Origin of the sequence: Gluconacetobacter brunescens (assembly GCF_048695475.1) — a bacterium.
Taxonomy (GTDB): domain Bacteria; phylum Pseudomonadota; class Alphaproteobacteria; order Acetobacterales; family Acetobacteraceae; genus Gluconacetobacter.
On sequence record NZ_JBLHEN010000002.1, the window covers coordinates 67458 to 83011 of the forward strand.

Annotated in this window: 24 protein-coding genes and 1 pseudogene; 17 read left to right on the plus strand and 8 right to left on the minus strand. The window is 60.9% G+C overall.

Going from position 1 to position 15554, the window contains the following annotated elements:
* Nucleotides 1–37: 37 nt before the first annotated feature.
* The 4 genes from ACMAUO_RS12635 to ACMAUO_RS12650 form a co-directional block, all read right to left on the minus strand.
* On the minus strand, nucleotides 38–322 hold the full coding sequence (locus ACMAUO_RS12635) for a hypothetical protein (protein ID WP_420357348.1): 285 nt from the start codon (nucleotides 320–322) through the stop codon (nucleotides 38–40).
* A gap of 22 nt (nucleotides 323–344) precedes the next feature.
* A complete protein-coding gene (locus ACMAUO_RS12640) occupies nucleotides 345–587 on the minus strand; it encodes a hypothetical protein (RefSeq protein ID WP_420357349.1) in 243 nt (80 codons plus the stop codon).
* Nucleotides 584–832, minus strand: coding sequence for a hypothetical protein (locus ACMAUO_RS12645; protein WP_420357350.1), 249 nt, complete (start codon nucleotides 830–832; stop codon nucleotides 584–586). Before ACMAUO_RS12645 ends, ACMAUO_RS12640 begins: the two co-directional genes overlap by 4 nt.
* Nucleotides 833–1019: 187 nt before the next feature.
* On the minus strand, nucleotides 1020–1466 hold the full coding sequence (locus tag ACMAUO_RS12650) for a hypothetical protein (protein WP_420357351.1): 447 nt from the start codon (nucleotides 1464–1466) through the stop codon (nucleotides 1020–1022).
* A 480-nt stretch (nucleotides 1467–1946) separates the two neighbouring features.
* Between ACMAUO_RS12650 and ACMAUO_RS12655 the strand changes: the two genes are divergently transcribed.
* Nucleotides 1947–2726, plus strand: a complete 780-nt coding sequence (locus ACMAUO_RS12655; RefSeq protein WP_420358261.1) for a 3'-5' exonuclease — start codon at nucleotides 1947–1949, stop codon at nucleotides 2724–2726.
* On the opposite strand, the gene ACMAUO_RS12660 is transcribed toward ACMAUO_RS12655, so the two are convergent.
* The gene (locus tag ACMAUO_RS12660; RefSeq protein WP_420357352.1) at nucleotides 2689–3012 is read right to left on the minus strand and encodes a helix-turn-helix domain-containing protein; all 324 of its coding nucleotides are present in this window, start codon (nucleotides 3010–3012) and stop codon (nucleotides 2689–2691) included. The genes ACMAUO_RS12655 and ACMAUO_RS12660 overlap by 38 nt on opposite strands.
* Nucleotides 3013–3113: 101 nt before the next feature.
* Here ACMAUO_RS12660 and ACMAUO_RS12665 point away from each other — a divergent pair, with 101 nt between their 5' ends.
* The 3 genes from ACMAUO_RS12665 to ACMAUO_RS12675 all read left to right on the plus strand — a co-directional run bounded on the left by ACMAUO_RS12665 (nucleotide 3114) and on the right by ACMAUO_RS12675 (nucleotide 4551).
* Complete coding sequence (locus ACMAUO_RS12665; protein WP_420357353.1) at nucleotides 3114–3311, plus strand: transcriptional regulator; 198 nt, start codon at nucleotides 3114–3116, stop codon at nucleotides 3309–3311.
* A 593-nt stretch (nucleotides 3312–3904) separates the two neighbouring features.
* Nucleotides 3905–4312, plus strand: coding sequence for a hypothetical protein (locus ACMAUO_RS12670; RefSeq protein ID WP_420357354.1), 408 nt, complete (start codon nucleotides 3905–3907; stop codon nucleotides 4310–4312).
* Nucleotides 4309–4551 carry a hypothetical protein gene (locus ACMAUO_RS12675; RefSeq protein ID WP_420357356.1) on the plus strand — a complete coding sequence of 81 codons (243 nt, stop codon included), beginning with the start codon at nucleotides 4309–4311 and terminating at the stop codon, nucleotides 4549–4551. The genes ACMAUO_RS12670 and ACMAUO_RS12675 overlap by 4 nt, the downstream gene beginning before the upstream one ends.
* On the opposite strand, the gene ACMAUO_RS12680 is transcribed toward ACMAUO_RS12675, so the two are convergent.
* Nucleotides 4532–4798, minus strand: a complete 267-nt coding sequence (locus ACMAUO_RS12680; RefSeq protein WP_420357357.1) for a hypothetical protein — start codon at nucleotides 4796–4798, stop codon at nucleotides 4532–4534. The genes ACMAUO_RS12675 and ACMAUO_RS12680 overlap by 20 nt on opposite strands.
* A gap of 102 nt (nucleotides 4799–4900) precedes the next feature.
* On the opposite strand from ACMAUO_RS12680, the gene ACMAUO_RS12685 reads away from it, so the two are divergent.
* The 10 genes from ACMAUO_RS12685 (at nucleotide 4901) to ACMAUO_RS12730 (ending at nucleotide 11990) form a co-directional block, all read left to right on the plus strand.
* The gene (locus ACMAUO_RS12685) at nucleotides 4901–5311 is read left to right on the plus strand and encodes a hypothetical protein (protein WP_420357359.1); all 411 of its coding nucleotides are present in this window, start codon (nucleotides 4901–4903) and stop codon (nucleotides 5309–5311) included.
* 340 nt (nucleotides 5312–5651) lie between these two features.
* Nucleotides 5652–6155 (plus strand): hypothetical protein, encoded by a 504-nt coding sequence (locus ACMAUO_RS12690; protein WP_420357360.1) that lies wholly within the window; start codon nucleotides 5652–5654, stop codon nucleotides 6153–6155.
* Nucleotides 6156–6283: 128 nt separating this feature from the next.
* Complete coding sequence (locus ACMAUO_RS12695) at nucleotides 6284–7366, plus strand: hypothetical protein (protein ID WP_420357361.1); 1083 nt, start codon at nucleotides 6284–6286, stop codon at nucleotides 7364–7366.
* A 205-nt stretch (nucleotides 7367–7571) separates the two neighbouring features.
* Nucleotides 7572–8117, plus strand: coding sequence for a hypothetical protein (locus tag ACMAUO_RS12700; RefSeq protein WP_420357362.1), 546 nt, complete (start codon nucleotides 7572–7574; stop codon nucleotides 8115–8117).
* Nucleotides 8118–8340: 223 nt separating this feature from the next.
* Nucleotides 8341–8736, plus strand: a complete 396-nt coding sequence (locus ACMAUO_RS12705) for an antitoxin Xre-like helix-turn-helix domain-containing protein (protein ID WP_420357363.1) — start codon at nucleotides 8341–8343, stop codon at nucleotides 8734–8736.
* Nucleotides 8733–9425, plus strand: coding sequence for an RES family NAD+ phosphorylase (locus ACMAUO_RS12710; RefSeq protein WP_420357364.1), 693 nt, complete (start codon nucleotides 8733–8735; stop codon nucleotides 9423–9425). The genes ACMAUO_RS12705 and ACMAUO_RS12710 overlap by 4 nt, the downstream gene beginning before the upstream one ends.
* A 266-nt stretch (nucleotides 9426–9691) precedes the next feature.
* The gene (locus ACMAUO_RS12715; protein WP_420357365.1) at nucleotides 9692–10105 is read left to right on the plus strand and encodes a hypothetical protein; all 414 of its coding nucleotides are present in this window, start codon (nucleotides 9692–9694) and stop codon (nucleotides 10103–10105) included.
* A gap of 179 nt (nucleotides 10106–10284) precedes the next feature.
* Nucleotides 10285–11157: a tyrosine-type recombinase/integrase gene (locus ACMAUO_RS12720; protein WP_420357366.1), complete on the plus strand. Its 873-nt coding sequence runs from the start codon at nucleotides 10285–10287 to the stop codon at nucleotides 11155–11157.
* Between the two features lie 45 nt (nucleotides 11158–11202).
* The gene (locus tag ACMAUO_RS12725) at nucleotides 11203–11385 is read left to right on the plus strand and encodes a hypothetical protein (RefSeq protein ID WP_420357367.1); all 183 of its coding nucleotides are present in this window, start codon (nucleotides 11203–11205) and stop codon (nucleotides 11383–11385) included.
* Nucleotides 11382–11990, plus strand: coding sequence for a DUF3164 family protein (locus tag ACMAUO_RS12730; protein WP_420357368.1), 609 nt, complete (start codon nucleotides 11382–11384; stop codon nucleotides 11988–11990). Before ACMAUO_RS12725 ends, ACMAUO_RS12730 begins: the two co-directional genes overlap by 4 nt.
* Before the next feature lie 9 nt (nucleotides 11991–11999).
* On the opposite strand, the gene ACMAUO_RS12735 is transcribed toward ACMAUO_RS12730, so the two are convergent.
* Both ACMAUO_RS12735 and ACMAUO_RS12740 read right to left on the minus strand, forming a co-directional pair.
* On the minus strand, nucleotides 12000–12350 hold the full coding sequence (locus ACMAUO_RS12735) for a type II toxin-antitoxin system HicB family antitoxin (RefSeq protein ID WP_420357369.1): 351 nt from the start codon (nucleotides 12348–12350) through the stop codon (nucleotides 12000–12002).
* The gene (locus ACMAUO_RS12740; protein ID WP_420357370.1) at nucleotides 12347–12601 is read right to left on the minus strand and encodes a type II toxin-antitoxin system HicA family toxin; all 255 of its coding nucleotides are present in this window, start codon (nucleotides 12599–12601) and stop codon (nucleotides 12347–12349) included. The genes ACMAUO_RS12735 and ACMAUO_RS12740 overlap by 4 nt, the downstream gene beginning before the upstream one ends.
* A 99-nt stretch (nucleotides 12602–12700) precedes the next feature.
* Here ACMAUO_RS12740 and ACMAUO_RS12745 point away from each other — a divergent pair, with 99 nt between their 5' ends.
* From ACMAUO_RS12745 to ACMAUO_RS12755, 3 genes and pseudogenes are all read left to right on the plus strand, one after another.
* Nucleotides 12701–12988, plus strand: a complete 288-nt coding sequence (locus ACMAUO_RS12745; protein WP_420357371.1) for an HNH endonuclease signature motif containing protein — start codon at nucleotides 12701–12703, stop codon at nucleotides 12986–12988.
* 165 nt (nucleotides 12989–13153) lie between these two features.
* The gene (locus ACMAUO_RS12750; protein WP_420357372.1) at nucleotides 13154–13744 is read left to right on the plus strand and encodes a terminase; all 591 of its coding nucleotides are present in this window, start codon (nucleotides 13154–13156) and stop codon (nucleotides 13742–13744) included.
* A 202-nt stretch (nucleotides 13745–13946) separates the two neighbouring features.
* Nucleotides 13947–15491: pseudogene (locus ACMAUO_RS12755) on the plus strand (terminase large subunit); the annotation flags it as partial.
* Nucleotides 15492–15554: the final 63 nt, after the last annotated feature.

Consider the following 15554-nt stretch of genomic DNA (forward strand, 5'->3'; position numbering starts at 1 on the left):
CCGCGAACGGGTGCCGTCCAGGGGCGATCAGCGCCGATCATGACACGCGCCCGTAATGCGGCAGCATCACGCACCCTGGACGCGGCGGAATCTCCGGCACGCCGGGGTCCCGCAGCAGGATGTGCTCGATCTCAGTCGCATTCTGGCAGATGATGTCGGTCAATATCCGGTGCTCTTCGGGATTGCCGATAAATCGACTTGTCGCTGCCGTGCGCTGGAGAAATTCGATATCCTTCGCCAGCTTTGCGATGCGGCGCTGTTTCGCGTGCGAGCAACGGCCCAGCAGGCGTGTGAACTGTTCCTCGGTCAGGGGTGCGGGCATGATGCTTCTCCGGCCCCGTGCGCTATGGCGCGTCGGGGGTGGTTGCATTGTCAGGGGTGTGGTTGCCGTCCATGCGGGCCTGGCGGGCGCCGGCGAAGTCGCGGAGGCGGCGAGCCTGGAAGCGCCAAGTCTCCAGGTATTCCTCCATCCGGGCAGCGTCCTGCTCCAGCGCCGTGGCCACGCCCAGCAGCTCGGCGTTGTCAGGCGAGGGGTTGGACAGAATCGCGTCCACCAGCAGCTCGGCGCGGGTGATGATGCCGGTCATGGCGCGATGCCGCCGATGCTGGCGCGGCGCGGGCGGTTGGGGCGGCGCATCACCGTTGTGGGGGCGTAGCGGACAGGCCGGCTGTCGATCTCGTTGCGGATCGCGGTGCGGGCGAGAATGAACGTCCGCTCCAGGTCAAGAAGCGCCAGTTCGCCGTGCGGGCCAGCCTCCATCACCAGGCCGAGAGCGCGATCAGCCAGGGCAAGCAGCGCGGCCTGCGTGGCCAGCTCGACGCGCGGGATCATCACGGTTTCCAGCGTGGAGTTGCATCGGGCTGAGCGCTTCATAGAACACCTGCCCATGCGAGAATTGCGGCGCCGAACAGCAGGATTGCGGCATGCAAGACGCACACCCAACCCAAGCCGCACACGCCGACCTGAAGAATGCGAGACGGCGGCGGTGCCGGGGCCGGGGGCGGCTTCATCGGCGCCTTCATGCTGCACCGTCCGGCAGGCGGGAATGGCCGTTGTCAGCCATTCCCGCTCCTTCCATCATCGAGGTGTTCACCGCCCCGCTTTCTTCGATCTTCACCTTCGAAGGAAGCGGCCTGATGCTGGCCAGTATCTGCACAATCAGCTCGTCCATCAGACGACGAAGAAGCGTGAGTTGCCGAATTCCAGACGGCCCAGGCCCAATCACGGAGGTCGACAGGAACTCCATAAATTTCAGTGCAGCATCGTCCCGGCAAACGCGGAGACTATCCGTAACATCGGCCCGGAAGTTCGGATATTCGCCATATCTGCGCAAATAATCGGACAGCGCCTTTTCCAGAGCGACAATCGACCGCGCCTCCGTCTCGGCATCGTATTCAAAGCGGCCAAAGTACCGCTGATCTACGACGAACCGCGCGCCGTCGCGCGTGAATACCGGACCGCTCATGGGGCGAACCCGCGCGGCGTCGTGTCTAGCGCAAATGGGCTTTGCTGCTCGCCGGTTTCGCTGGGCCCGGTCCGCCCTCCAGCACGGTACAATTCGACCGGACGAATCCGCCCTTCGTCGAACCATTCGGGCCGGGGGAGCCGGCCATCCGGACGCAAAGCGGGGGAAAGCTCGATGCGGCTTTGACCGCTCAGATACGTGGTGCGGCCCGTGGCCATGCCGCTAAACCCGGTAACCCGGTCAGTGCATATAGTGCCCAGCCTGATGGCGGGCGTCTCTTGGGTGGTAGGCAACAATTCCTCCATCGCGGGGTGGCGATGGCTACCATTAGCCGTAAGCTAATTAATCACACAAGAGGAATTTTAGCTTGCGGCTAATCATGCCCAGGCAGAGGGCGTTATTTTATGTAACAATCAGGAGGAACGAATGGGAATTTGGCGCTGGCTCTTTAGATCGAAAGATAGAAAATCGAGCGTGCCGATGAAAGTGCCGCCGCCTTCATGCGAGCAGTTGGATGATCTTCCAGCAGCCGCGCGGCCAGCTGAACCTAAGCTGTTGCCTCCGGAGAAAAAAAGTGATGATACACTGAGATCAGGAAGCTATCTTCAGAACGTAAATAGACCTTTATTTATAGACGTAGAAACAACAGGACTGCATAGCTCAGACCAGATCGTAAGTATCTCGATGATACTCGTAGAGAAAAAAAATGATCACTCTAATAATTTGAAAATCGTAAACTTTATATTTGATCCTCTTAAAAAATCACACAAAGATGCCGAGCGAATACATGGAATTGATGACTGGACATTGAGACACCAAGAGGTATTCGTGCAGCGACTCGACGAAATACGAGACCTATTGAATGAATGCGACGCGATAATCGCGCACAACGCTGCGTTTGATATTCCATTCGTAAAAAGATCATTCGAGATGTGCGGGCAAAAAATGCCCGAAAAACCAATATATTGCACAATGATAGAAGCTAGATCCCAAGGCTTTTACCCTGCCTCTTTGAGTGCATGCGCAGAACGAATCGGCATACATCGAAAGAACACTACGCACGACGCCTTTGAAGATGCATTCATGTGTATGGCACTCTGGCTTTATTGGGTAAGGGGTCAGAGGCCACGGTCGGACTTTGAATTTCCATCATGGCAAAACTTTATAGAGCCGCCTTGCCGACCAGATATTCTACCCAGAAGAAATAATGTAATTAAGAGAACTAATTTTTATCAGAAGCTGCCCGGAGCAACGTCATAACGGCAATTTTCACTTCTCTATCTGCTGCTCTATATAAAGCAACTAGAGATTCTTCTTCTCCATTTTCATCTCGATCTGGAAGACGCAGCTCCTGGCCACTTAAAAGGTAATCAGTGCTTACACCGAAGAGACGGGCCAACGCAGGAATCCTATGTCGAGATGGCTTTTTCTTGCCGGACTCCCACTCACTCACCGTCGGTATGGAGACGTCGAGAGCAGCAGCAACCTCGGCTTGACCCAAGGTTGCATGTTCTCGTAATGTTCTCAAGCGCGCTGCTAAACTCATAACCGCAAAATGGCATAAAATTCCATTCCCATATTCGCCCTTGGCTAACGTCCGCTTGCGTTCAAAATTAGCCCTGTGCTAACTATCGCAAAATGGAAAGCATGATCGACCTCGCAATAGAGCGTTCTGGCGGTGTCTGCGCCTTGGCGAAGGCCGTCGGCATCTCTCCTCCCAGCATATGCGGCTGGAGGAAGCGGGGGAAAATACCAGCAGAGCGCGTGGTTCTGGTTGAAAAAGCCTCCGGAATCGACCGAGGCAAACTGCGTCCGGACCTGTTTCCTGACGGAATAGCTGTATGACCACTCCTCCTCCGTCACACCCCCAGCATGCCGCCGAGAGCGCGCCGGGTCACCCGGAGGCGATCCGACTTGGGTTCGCAGGTTGGTTCCGGATCGTTCGGTGCACCACACCGTTAACGCCGTGGGTATCGCCCGTCGTCGATCCGCTGCCTCCACACGCAGACGTCATCACATGGCATATCCGACTGCACGAAGACGGGCCGTTGATCCTGGAAGCGTGGCGCTATGTTCGGCTGACAGATTTTATCCGGCATGTGATGTATCGCGGCTGGCCCATGCCACCTCAGCGGGGCCACTGAGATGTCAGCTTGTCCACAGCGCCAGTCCAGAATTCACACCCGTCCGGCCCCTTGTGGCCTGGATTTGCGGTGTGCCAGTTCAAGCACAATACGCGATCACGCGGGTCGGACACATGCGATGTGTCACGACGGCGCGTCCCCGTCACGATCAGCCGGGCGTGGCATTTCTCGCATTGTGCAATTCCCTGCATCCGAATCGTCCTTTCATGGTTTCCGACACCCCATGATGGACGACGCGGGCCGGTGCGCCAACGCGCCGGCCCGCACCTATGCAAACCCTACGGGAGCCGCCGCATGACCATCCCTCCCGCGTCAGATCCCCAGCATGCTGCCCCCGGCGCGGCCGGTCAGCCGGAGACGGCTTGGGTGACCGGTGATGCAAAACGGGACTTCGACCAGGAGATCGAGCTGCTCATGGCGAATGCAGTCGCAGATTTGGAAAAGTACCGCGCATTCTGCGAGGAATCTCGCCGCGCCATGGGTCGGACGGAGGCAGTCCGGGTGGACGCAGCCCGCATGCGATGCCACGCGGGCCTATCGACGGAACAGGCCGTACGCATGTGGGCCATAGAGCGTGTCTCCCACCGGATCGCCTTCGGGAAGGGAAGGGAAAACGATCTGTTTGCCTACGCCGACATTCTGGTCGGGTATATTATGGAGGGGCAGAAACCCCCGGCTTCGCCTGCGGAAGACGCCGCATGACCGATACCGCAATCCAGAAGGCCGTCAGCGTGCAGGTCGATATGCGCGCGTTCATGGGCCTGTCCCTGGAAGATCAGGTCGGCTGCATTAACCGGTTGCTCCTGGTCGTGTCCGACTTGCAGGGCACAAGTGAGGCACTGGACGTGCTGGAAATCACGAGGCCCCACGCCTACCGACTTGGGCCGACCCTGAGAACCGTGGAGCGCCTGCTTGCGCGCGCTACGGCTCACCGCGGTTGATGGACTTGCTCTTGTTTAGAAGATCAACCACCTCGCAGCGGCGCATAGCGGCCGCGAATTCCACCGCGCAGAGAATAACGCGCTCACTTTCGAGCATATGGAATGGTCCACTGGATGTATCGAGTTCGGCGGTGATGGTAATATTTCGGACTTTTGGCCCCGAATTCTGTCCCGGATTGACCGTTACCCGGAAAGTAAAGTCCTCGATGCGCTCGACCGCGATAATTCCCGGCATATCGTTTTTCACGAATCGTCCTCTCGTGTTGGTTCCCACAAACACGTTGGACGTAGTGCGCGGCCGTTACAATACGGCCGCGTGCGCCCTGCCGTTTCCAATGGGAGACGCCGTATGACCACTCCTCCCCCGTTACATCCCCAGCATGCCCCCGAGGGCGCTTCGGGTCAGCCGGAAGCGGTGCAAGTAACGGCACGGGCTCTGGAAGCGGCCGTCGCGCGCGCCCTGAAAGAGGTGCTGGAAGAGCAGCGAGCCGAGAGCGCGCGCCAGGCGGCTATGACCGCAGCAGATTTCTACCGCTCCCCTGTCTCGGCATTGGAAGAACGGGCTTTCTCTGCACTAACGCTGAATGAACAGATAAACCTAATCAACGAAATATTGTTCAGGGTTTATTTATTGCTTTCAGCATCCCCCTATAGACGGGACATTCTTTTTATAAATCGCGATCCCCTTCCTTACGTTATTTATTACTCGCGCGAAACTCGCCCAGAAACTACCGGCCTAGCATCCGAGCGTGATGAATGACTCGATCAAGATCGGCGATACGCTCATTGAGCGCCTCACGAACACGTCGCAATGCCTCTCGCTCGATCTCTGCGATCCGATCTGTGTTGGGGGCGGAGCCAGGCGGCAAAACGACCGCCAGTTTCATCTTGGCCTCATCATGCGGCCGTAGCGGCAGTAGCCGGATAGCAACCTTGATATGGCCGTCAGGAAGATGCTTCAGGCTTGAAATTCCGATGGCTGTCTCACTCACCGAATCGTCCTCCGTGGTTGGTTGCACTCCCATGATGGACGACGCGGGCCGGTGCGCCAACGCGCCGGCCCGCACTGCCCCCCCTGACAATCTGAGGAATGCCGCGCTATGACGGGCAACGACAGTCAGACCCTTGCGGCGATCAAGACCGCGACTGCCAACGCAATCGCCAGGGTCGGGGGTGTCCACGCGGCCGAGACCATCTGCCGGGTGGGGAACAGCCAGCTTTCCGACTACCAGAACCCGCACCGACCCTCGATCGTGCCGGTCGACGTCGCGCTCGACCTGGACCGACGCGCCCATGAGCCAGTGATCCTGCGGGAGATCGCCCGGATCGAGGGATACGCGCTGATGCCGATTCATGTCGGCAGCGGCAGTGTCGCGGCGAGCATGGAGCGCGTGTCCGTCAATTCGTCGGCCGCCCTCCAGACGACAATCCGCATCCTGGCGGACGGGATCGTGACCGAGGACGAGGCGCGCGAATTATCGGCGGACCTGCATGGGTTGCTGACGGTCGTGCATGACGCGCTGCACGTTTGCCAGGCGCGCCTCGGTAGCCAGCAACGGGTCGTGCCGATTCACGAGGCCGCAACAGCCGGGGGAGCAGCATGACCTCTGCCTTTCCCATCCCGGCAGACTTCGATGCCGACGCCGTGCCAGCCTGGAAGCTGCTGCGCTGCGCCCCCGCCGAAATCCGGGGCGTTGTCGTGTCGTTGCGCGACACCCTACACGAAAGCCGCATGATCGCGTTCCGCAGTGGCACCCATGCCCTGCCGGTGCCCGAGATCGCCACCCTGATCGGCGAACAGGCAGACGTTCTGACCCGTACGCTGCCGGAGATCGTGCGGCGAGGCTTTGCCGCGTGGGACGACGAGGGATGTCTGTATAGCCCGCACCTGCTGGCCCGCGAGCTGCGCCGACAGGAGCGCGCACGCAAGGCAGCAGAGCGCGCAGCGCGGCAGGACGCCATCGAGGCGGCCATTGCGGCTGGCGAGCTGCCGGCGGACATGACGATCCAGACCATGGCCAATCAGACGAATGCGCGCCGTGGCGGCCGCCCCCGTAAGGGTGAATCTCCGGAGGCGGCCTATGCCCGCCGCCTCGCCGAGGCCGAACATGCGGGGCAGCAGCGCTCGATGCGCCTGCTCCGGACGGTGGAAACCCAGAAAACCGAAACCGGAAACCAAAACCGAAATGGGTTTTCGGTTTCCGTGGATTCGGTTTCGCTTCCGGTTTCCGGGGTTTCCTTAGATCTAGATAGAGAAAGAAATACCAATCTCTCTCTTTCTGAATCTCAGGAAACCGCCGAACCTGAAACCCGGCCCGAAACTGCCCCCGTGCCCGCCGAGCTGCTCGCGGAAACCGCTAACCGGGTCCTGCGCGCAGCAGGGTGGGAACGCACGGACCTGTCCAGGCAGATGGGCGCGATCCGGGGCTGGCTCCAGCGCGGCTGCCCGGCGGACGTCCTGGTCGAAGCTGTTGAGGCTCATGCCCAGGCGATGAAGGCCAATGAGGACACACCCCGGCATATGGGCGCGTTTCAGAAGGCGATCGGCGCGGCGTGGGAGGCACATCGCATGCTCTCCCTGATGCCGGAGGAAATCGGCCGCCCTGCCCCGCCGACGCCCGACTGGGAGCGCCAGGCGCGGGAAGATTACGGCCATGACCAGCGCCTCTTCGCGAGCATCATGCAGGCCGAGGGCGATTACACGAAGGCGAGGCGCCTGTGGGCGGACAAGGCGCGTGAGTTGGGCCGCCCGATCACTGAGCTGCGCCTGGAATCCTATCTGGCGGCATACCGCCCACAGGAGGATGCGGCTTGAGAGCGTTTCTGGACAGATTCATCCAGCCTCACAGGGAGGCGTGCCGATTGCGGTGCGAAAACGGCCAGCTCGGGCGTGAGCTGGCCAATTTGCGTTTGGAGCTGGCGCTTTTGCGTCGGCGCATGGCGCTGATGGAGCAGCCGCGCGATACGTGCGGCCGTTTCCGGGCAAAGACGGGAGCAGAGATGGACACGGTACGCGCACGGTGACGGCAGCACGGTCATCCCGCCGGCCGCGCACAGCGGCGGTTTCTCAGGGCCAACGGGCCACAGCAACACCAACGCCCGAGCGCCTGGCGCGCGGGGAAGTCGAAATCGTCAGGCTGGATCCGAAGGATGCAGTCGGCGCGATCAATGTCTACCGGACGTGTCCTGCGCTTTATGCACTGCGCCGCGCCAAGGCGATCGATAAGGCCCATGTGGTTTGCGCCAATATGTGGGCCCGTGATTACGAAACGGGAATTCTCGGCGCGTCTGATCCGGAGCGGGAGACAACCGGGAAAGGAGGCGATCTTCATGATGTGATGCTGGCGCGCGCGGCAGCATCGGCAAGGTGCGAACTCATCAGAAAGGCGATTGGCCGAGTGGGGGAAAACCTGCTGATCATGCTTCTGATCGACGGGTTTCCCCTGGACGAGATGGCGAGGCGCCTTGCCAGGGACACGCGCAAAATCTCGGGGGCAACAGGGCTTGTGCTGGAACAGATCGTCGAACTGTATGACGAGATGCCCGGCGCCTATTGGCGGGATTAGCACTATGTCTCAGGTTTGAATTTTCTGCTGGCTAAGCCGCCGCCCGAATCTTTGCCGTCGCGATTCGCGCCGCCTTTGCGATGCAATCTGCGACACCCTCAGTTCAATGAGTGGAACCACCGCTGTTTTATCCCGATGTCGTGAAACTGCCGCACGCAGTCCATATGAACTTGCGGACCGGTTCATATGGTCCTATTTATGTTTCCAACATGAGGGGGCACAGATGCACGCCGCAACAAAAAGCACCTGCACAGACGGGGTGGACGAAACTGCCGTCGCGCTCAAGGCAGTAGACCGCATCATGACGACATGGCATGTCCCTGGCCCACAGGCCGCGCGCCTATGCGATATGTCCGAAAGCACTTGGAAACGCGCGAAGAAACCGGGATTCACCGGCACTCTTACGTATGACCAGATGCAACGATTGAGTGCCCTGATCGGCATATACAAGTCGTTGGTCCTGTACTTTGACGCGGATATAGCGGAAAGGTGGCCGATGTTGCCGAACAACGGTCCGCTCTTCAAAGGCATGCGGCCAGTAGATGCGCTGATTGAATATGGGCTCCCTCACTTTCTCGAAGCGCGCCGCTATCTCGATGCCCTACGGGGGGGCGTATGAAGCGCACCATCATTCAGGACCGCGCGCTCATACGTCTCATCTCAGCCACCTACCACAAGCCTCCTGCCTTGCAGGTCCTGGTCGACAGCGACGAGGAAATGGAGGTCCTGGCACGAATTGAAGCGCTGACCAGCCAGAGACAGCTTGCCGAAAAGGGGCGTATCTTCAATGTAGACAATCGCGAACTGGCTTGGCAGAGAAAAAATAATAGCATGGCGGTTTACGGAAACAGCCATATAAATGCAGCGTTTACATACACGCGAACAGGCGGAAGTCGTTTCAATACTGAACAACGCGGCGCATGGTATTGCGTCTGGAATGTAGAAACAGCAATTAAAGAAGTCGCATTCCACCGGGCGCGGGAACTTGATTACATTGGAATCTTCAAAGACAATGCTAGATATGTAGAGCTACATGCAGATTTCATCGGGGAATTCCCCGACATTACAGACGAACCCGATCACCCGTGCCTACACCCTGATCCCGCGATCGGATATCTGGCAGGCCAAAAATTTGCAACAGAACTCCAGCGAGACGGCGAGCGCGGCCTGATCTATCCGTCAGTCCGCCACCCTGGCGGCCGGTGCTTCGCCGTCTTCGATCCTTCGGCGATTCAGAACGTGCGGCCGGGCGCAAGCTGGGACCTTGCGTGGGACGGATCGCGCGATTGCATCGTGAACGGGGTCTAATACGACCAATCAACAGATTGGCTACCATGTCAGAAGAACGCGTGATAACCGGGACATAGGCATCGCGAAAGCAAGTGGCATTGGCCGCCGCCGCTGCTCCCAGTCGCGCAGCTCTCCATCGGAACGCAGAACCAAACCGAAACGTCAGCCAAGATTGACGTGCCACGTTTTTTGATGCAAATCTGGTAGCATCTTCGAAGGCGTGTGTCCGGAAACGGGCAACACGCTTTTTTTATGCCCAACGGGCACCTTCCCCTCGGTGAAACATGAAACAACGCCCGCTGCCGGTGCAGCGCGGCGACATTGTCGTGCGCGGATCGCGTCACGGCATTGTCGTGTCCGTGCTGGACGGAAAGGCATTGATCGTCCCGCTGGAGCGCGACGCTCTGCCGCGTCACCGCGCCGACGTGCCGTGCAGGAAAATTCCGTGCGCACCACGCCAGGTGACCAATCTTGCCGCGCGCTGCGCCGACCGGTTCTGGACGAGCGCCCGGGCCGGCGCAGAGCGGGCTGGCGACGCGCCCGACGCGCTTATGCAGGACATCGACCGCGCCATCATGCGGGAGAACACGGCACGCAAGACGGAAGAACTGCGCCCAGGCGTGGTGCCGTCCACGCTCGGCCGTGGGCCGCGCTGGTGGGATTGCGGCCGGAAGGTCGGCGGTGCGCCGTCCGATTGATGCCGGTCTCCGCGCAGCCCAGTCGCCGAAAGCCGGGATGATAACCCGGAATTATCGGACACGGGGCAGTGCGACATGCGGGAGATAACCCGCAAGCCCCCCCGGAAAGCCGGGAGATAATGCCTGTTATCTCCCGGTTTTTGGTGGGGTGAAATTGGCCACTTATTTAGGTGGATCAAATGGTTAAGAGAGATCGTGCGGGATCGCGCGCCAGCGGGCCGCCAGATCTCGCCAAGGTCTCGGGCGATGATCTGCTTCTGCGGTCGTGGCTCCACAACCGGGGAGACAACACCCGCCGGGCTTATGAGCGGGATGCCCGCGCCTTCATGGCCTATGCCGGCAAGCCGCTGGGTGAGGTGGTGCTGGACGACCTGCAAGCCTGGTTCGACTGCCTGGACGGATCGGATGCCACGCGCCGGCGGAAGCTCTCGGCCGTCAAATCGCTGCTCGCCTTCGGCGCAACGATGCGTGTCCTCCCCACGGATGAGGGCGCCGCGTTCCGCCTGGAGCGCGCGCGGGACACGCTGCACGAGCGGATCCTGCCCGAGGAAGACGTGGCCAGGATGATCGATGGCGAGACGGACCCGCGCCGGCATGCGCTGCTCCGCGTCCTGTATGTCCTCGGCCTCCGCATCAGCGAGGCCTGCGGCCTCACATGGCGAGACATGACGCGCCGCCAGCAGGGCGGCATCGCCAGCATTTTCGGCAAGGGCGCCAAGACCAGATCGGTCGTGGTGCCCGCCAAGCTGTGGAAAGAGCTTGTGGCCCTGCGTGTCGACAAACGGCCTGACGCGCCGGTTGTCCCCGGCCACGAGGGCGGTCCTCTTCACGTAAAGGCGGCAGACCGCGTCGTGAAGAGGGCCGCGAGGCGGGCTGGCCTGTCATCGGCCGTGTCGGCGCATTGGCTGCGCCACGCCTGCTGCTCGCATTCGCAGGACCGGGGCGCGCCGCCTCACGTTGTCCAGGCCCAGCTCGGCCACGCGTCGCTCGCCACGACGACGCGATACAGCCACGTCCGCGAGGGCGACGGCGCCGGGAAATATCTCGACTGACCGCATCAGCGCGGCCAGTCCCCCATTGTCAGGGATGATCGTCTCATGAAGCCAGCCAGTCAGGCCCGCACGCCGGCGACGGACGCCAGCGTGTGGCAGCGCGCGGCCGCGCACTACAGCCGCATCGCGGACAAGGATCGCCGCCCTGGCGTGCGGCTGTGGGCCGCATTGCGGGCCAAGGCCTGCCACCGTCGGGCGCAGGGCGTCGCCGGGGAGTTGCCGGCATGACCATTCCCGACGGCTACATGCAGGACTCGGCTGGAAGGCTGGTACCGCGCGACAAGGTCAAGCCCGAACACCTCCTGCAGGATGACCTGGTGTGCCGGCTATTCGCCCAGGCCGCGGAACAGCGGGAACAGCTCCGCGCGTTCCGCGACGTCTGCTTCTCGGAGATCAAGTCGTTTCTGGCCCTGCTGGCTGAGAACTATGACACCGCCATGGGCGGCACGAAGGGCAACCTGACGCTGCCGAGCTACGACGGCACGAAGCGGATCACGGTCGCTATCGGCGATTCGATCTCGTTTGGTCCCGAGTTGCAGGTCGCCAAGACCCTGATCGATAGCTGCCTGACGCGCTGGACCGAGGGCGGCAACGCGAACGTGCGGGCTGTCGTGCTGGATGCGTTCGAGGTTGGCAAAGAGGGCAAGATCCGGACCGACAAGATCCTCGGCCTCCGGCGCCTGGCGATCGAGGATGACGAATGGAAGCGCGCCATGGGCGCGATCTCCGACAGCATCCGAATCGACGCCACCAAGGCCTACATCCGCTTTCATGAGCGCCGCCGCGCGGAAGACGCCTTCAGCCAGGTCCCGCTCGACATCGCCCGCGCCTGACGGTCGTGCTTATCCCCGCTGTTCCAACGATCCGGCGGCGGCAGCCCTGATTGCCTCTTCCGCCCATTGGTTGAGGCTCTTGCCCTGCAATTCCGCCGCCAGGGCGGCGCTGGCATGCACTTCAGGCGCGACCCGAAACATCATCTTGCCACTGTAGGGCTTCTCCGGTGCCTTGCCTACTTCGGCGCAGGTCTCGACATAGTCATCGACAGCGTCATGGAATGCCGCTGTCAGATCCTTCACGTTGTCGGCCTCAAAGGTGATGATGTCGTTGATGCCTGCGATGCGACCGGCGAACACCTGGTCCGCCGCCTCGAATTCGACGCGGGCATGGTAGCCCTTGTAGGTCATGGTGCTCATGGCTTTACCCCTAGCTTGGTCAGAAATTCCCGCACGGCCCGGACTTGGTACTCCTTTGCTTCCTTCCGAGGATGCGGGCGATGGAACGCCGCAACGAGCTTGTTCGATACGAACTTGACCCGTGAGCCGTTGCCCTCGATCACGTCGCAACCGATCGCGACAAGCAGGGCTTCAATGTCGGACCAGATCAGTGTCGCGCTGACAGGGTTCGTCAAGATCGCTTCCAAGGTGCGGCGCTGCTTGCGGTTCATGCAAGCATAATGCGCTGTGCCGCACGAGAATGCAAGCATAATATGATAGCACACAGAAAGAAGGCACCCCTTCGGTGCCTCGAAAGCGGGGTCCGCACATTGGACACCAGCATCGCTCCGGTGCCCAAGAAGACCGCCGATCCGTTTTACCTTTCGGCGCCCTGGCGACAGTTGGTCACGGATCTGATCCGAAAGCGCGGCCGTCGCTGTGAGCAGTGCGGCCGTGAGAACACCCGGATCTTCGGCGACCACATCCACGAGCTGAAGGACGGCGGCGCGCCGCTCGCGGCATCAAACGTGCGGCTGCTCTGCGGATCCTGCCACACGCGGAAGACCGCCCGAGCCCGCGCGGACCGGGTCGCAACAAGGTATGCGCCAAACGCATAGACTCTGCGGACCCATGCGTCCGACGCATCCATGCACCGGGCGCATGGGGGCGGGTCCAATCTTGAGCGGAACGCATAGGGGCCTAACCGGACCGGTCCCATGCGTGAAAAATTTTTCCGTCTGAACGGGCGCGAGGTGCGCACTTCGCACAATTGACGGTGGATCATGACCAGAAAACGGGCCGTCGACTGGCCGGCTATCGAGGCGGATTTCCGCGCAGGAGCCCTGTCAAACCGCCAAATTGCCGAGAAGCATGGGCTCTCCGAGAGCGCGATCAGAAAGCGCGCGATGACGGAAGGCTGGGTGCGCAACAAGGTGCCCAAGGTGCGCACCAGAAAGGAAAGTGCGCACCGCAAAGCTGCCCAATCCCTTGCCCCTGCGCGCCAGGCCCCTCCCCGTCCGGCTGAGGTAGCAGGCAATCACGCGGACCTCGGCCGGGATATTGCCCTGCGGATGCTCTCCGAGCTGGACGCAGCTACCGCGCATGCCGGGGAGTTGGAGGAGATGATCGAGGTCGAAACGGCCGACGATTCAAACGGGCGCCGTCGCGAGGCCATGATGAAAGCTGTCAGTCTCTCGGCCCGCGCCACAACGCTGAAGACAATTGCGCAGGCCCTCGGCGCGATGAAGGAAACGGAGGCCGAGAAGGGAAAGAAAGAACAGCGAAAAGACGCAGCGAAAGCGGCCTCGGCCAGTGGCGGTCGTTTCGCCATGGGCGCTCCTCCGAAGCTGGTGGTGAACAACCGTGACGGATGAGCAAGAAGGCCGGGCGGAACGCAGCGTTACCAAGCGAAAGATCTCCCGGGGAAGCAAAACCAAGGCTGGGGCGCGGCCTCAGCCACCTCCGGTACGGATTCCCGAATGGACGACCGCCCGCCCAGATTGGGAGACCCGGATCGTTCAACGGCAGAGCCTGCTGCCATGCGGGCCGCTATTCCCAGAGTATGCCAGGCGCGCCATGGAGGGCGTGTTCAATGCGTTCCGGCTTGTGGACGTCACGGGGGAACCAACCTTCGGCGAGGCCAACCTTCAATGGCTCACCGAGTTCGCCGAGTTCTTTTTCGGGTCCTATGACGAGGTTTCCGGAATACGGCTGATCAACGAATTTTTCCTTCTGGTCGCCAAAAAGAACGCCAAGTCCACGATCGCTGCTGGGATCATGTTGGCGGTTTTGATTTTGAACTGGAGGAAATCAGCAGAGTTCCTCATTCTCGCTCCGACCCGTGAAGCCGCTGAGAACGCCTTCAAGCCAGCTTGGGACATCATCAAGGCCGACGAAACGCTCTCCGCGATTTTCCATGTCCAGGCTTACACGAAAGTCATCACCCACCTGGAGAGCGGCGCCACCTTGAAGGTGGTAGCTGCCGATGGGCAGACCGTCGTTGGCAAGAAGGCCACCGGGGTTCTGGTCGACGAGCTTCATGAGTTCGGAAAAAGGCCAACGGCATACAACATGCTGATCGAGGCTACCGGCGGCTTGGCATCCCGTCCCGAGGGGTTCGTGATCTATCTGACGACCCAGTCAGAAGAGCCGCCGGCCGGCGTGTTCGCTGCGAAGCTCAAATATGCTCGGAAGGTCCGCGACGGAAAGATTCACAACCCCAAGTTTCTTCCGCTCATTTACGAGTTCCCGAAGGCAATCCTGGCTGCCAAGGGGGAGCGCAACCCGGCCAATTTTTATATCACCAACCCCAATATGGGAGCATCGGTCAGCGAGGAATTTCTATCCTCGAAATTCAGTCAGGCAGAAGAAGAAGGGGAAGACAAACTTCTCATCTTTCTGTCCAAACATCTGAATGTCGAAGTCGGGGTTGCGCTAGGGGCCGATGCATGGGTTGGCGCGGAATATTGGGAGGCGCGGGGCGACGAGAAGCTCACGCTTGAAAGGCTGATACGCCGGTCCGAGGTCGTCGTTGCCGGCATCGATGGCGGGGGTCTCGACGACTTCCTCTCATTGGCCCTGCTGGGACGCGAGCGATTCACCGGGAGGTGGCTGCACTGGCAGCGGAGCTGGGTGTCGAGGAAGGTCCTTGAAGCCCGCAAGAAAGAGGCCGCGCGTCTGCTCGACTTCGCAAAAGAGGGCGATCTGATCTTGATCGATCTCATGAGCGAGGGGGCAGACCCTCTAGCCGATGCCGTGCAGATGGTAACTGAGGGCGCGGTCGCGGAGGATATCCGGCAGTTGGCAGACTGCCTGGAGGAGGTGGACGCTTCCGGGAAGCTGGCCATGGTCGGACTTGACCCTGCCGGCGTCGCCGAGATCGTCACGGAACTGGCAAAGCGGGAAATCCTCGGGGACCGCGTCGTCGGCGTCCGACAAGGATGGGCCCTGACGGGCACGATCAAGACCGTCGAGCGCAAGCTGGCCAGCGGAGGCTTCGTGCATGGCGCCAGGCCGATCATGGCTTGGGCGCTGGGGAATGCCAAAGCCCAGACCAAGGGCAACAACATCGAGATCACCAAGCAGCTCGCCGGCGGCAAGAAAATCGATCCGTTGCTCGCCCTCTTCGATGCAGCGGCCGTGATGTCGAAAGACCCCCAACCACCGCCTCGATCCTGGTGGGAC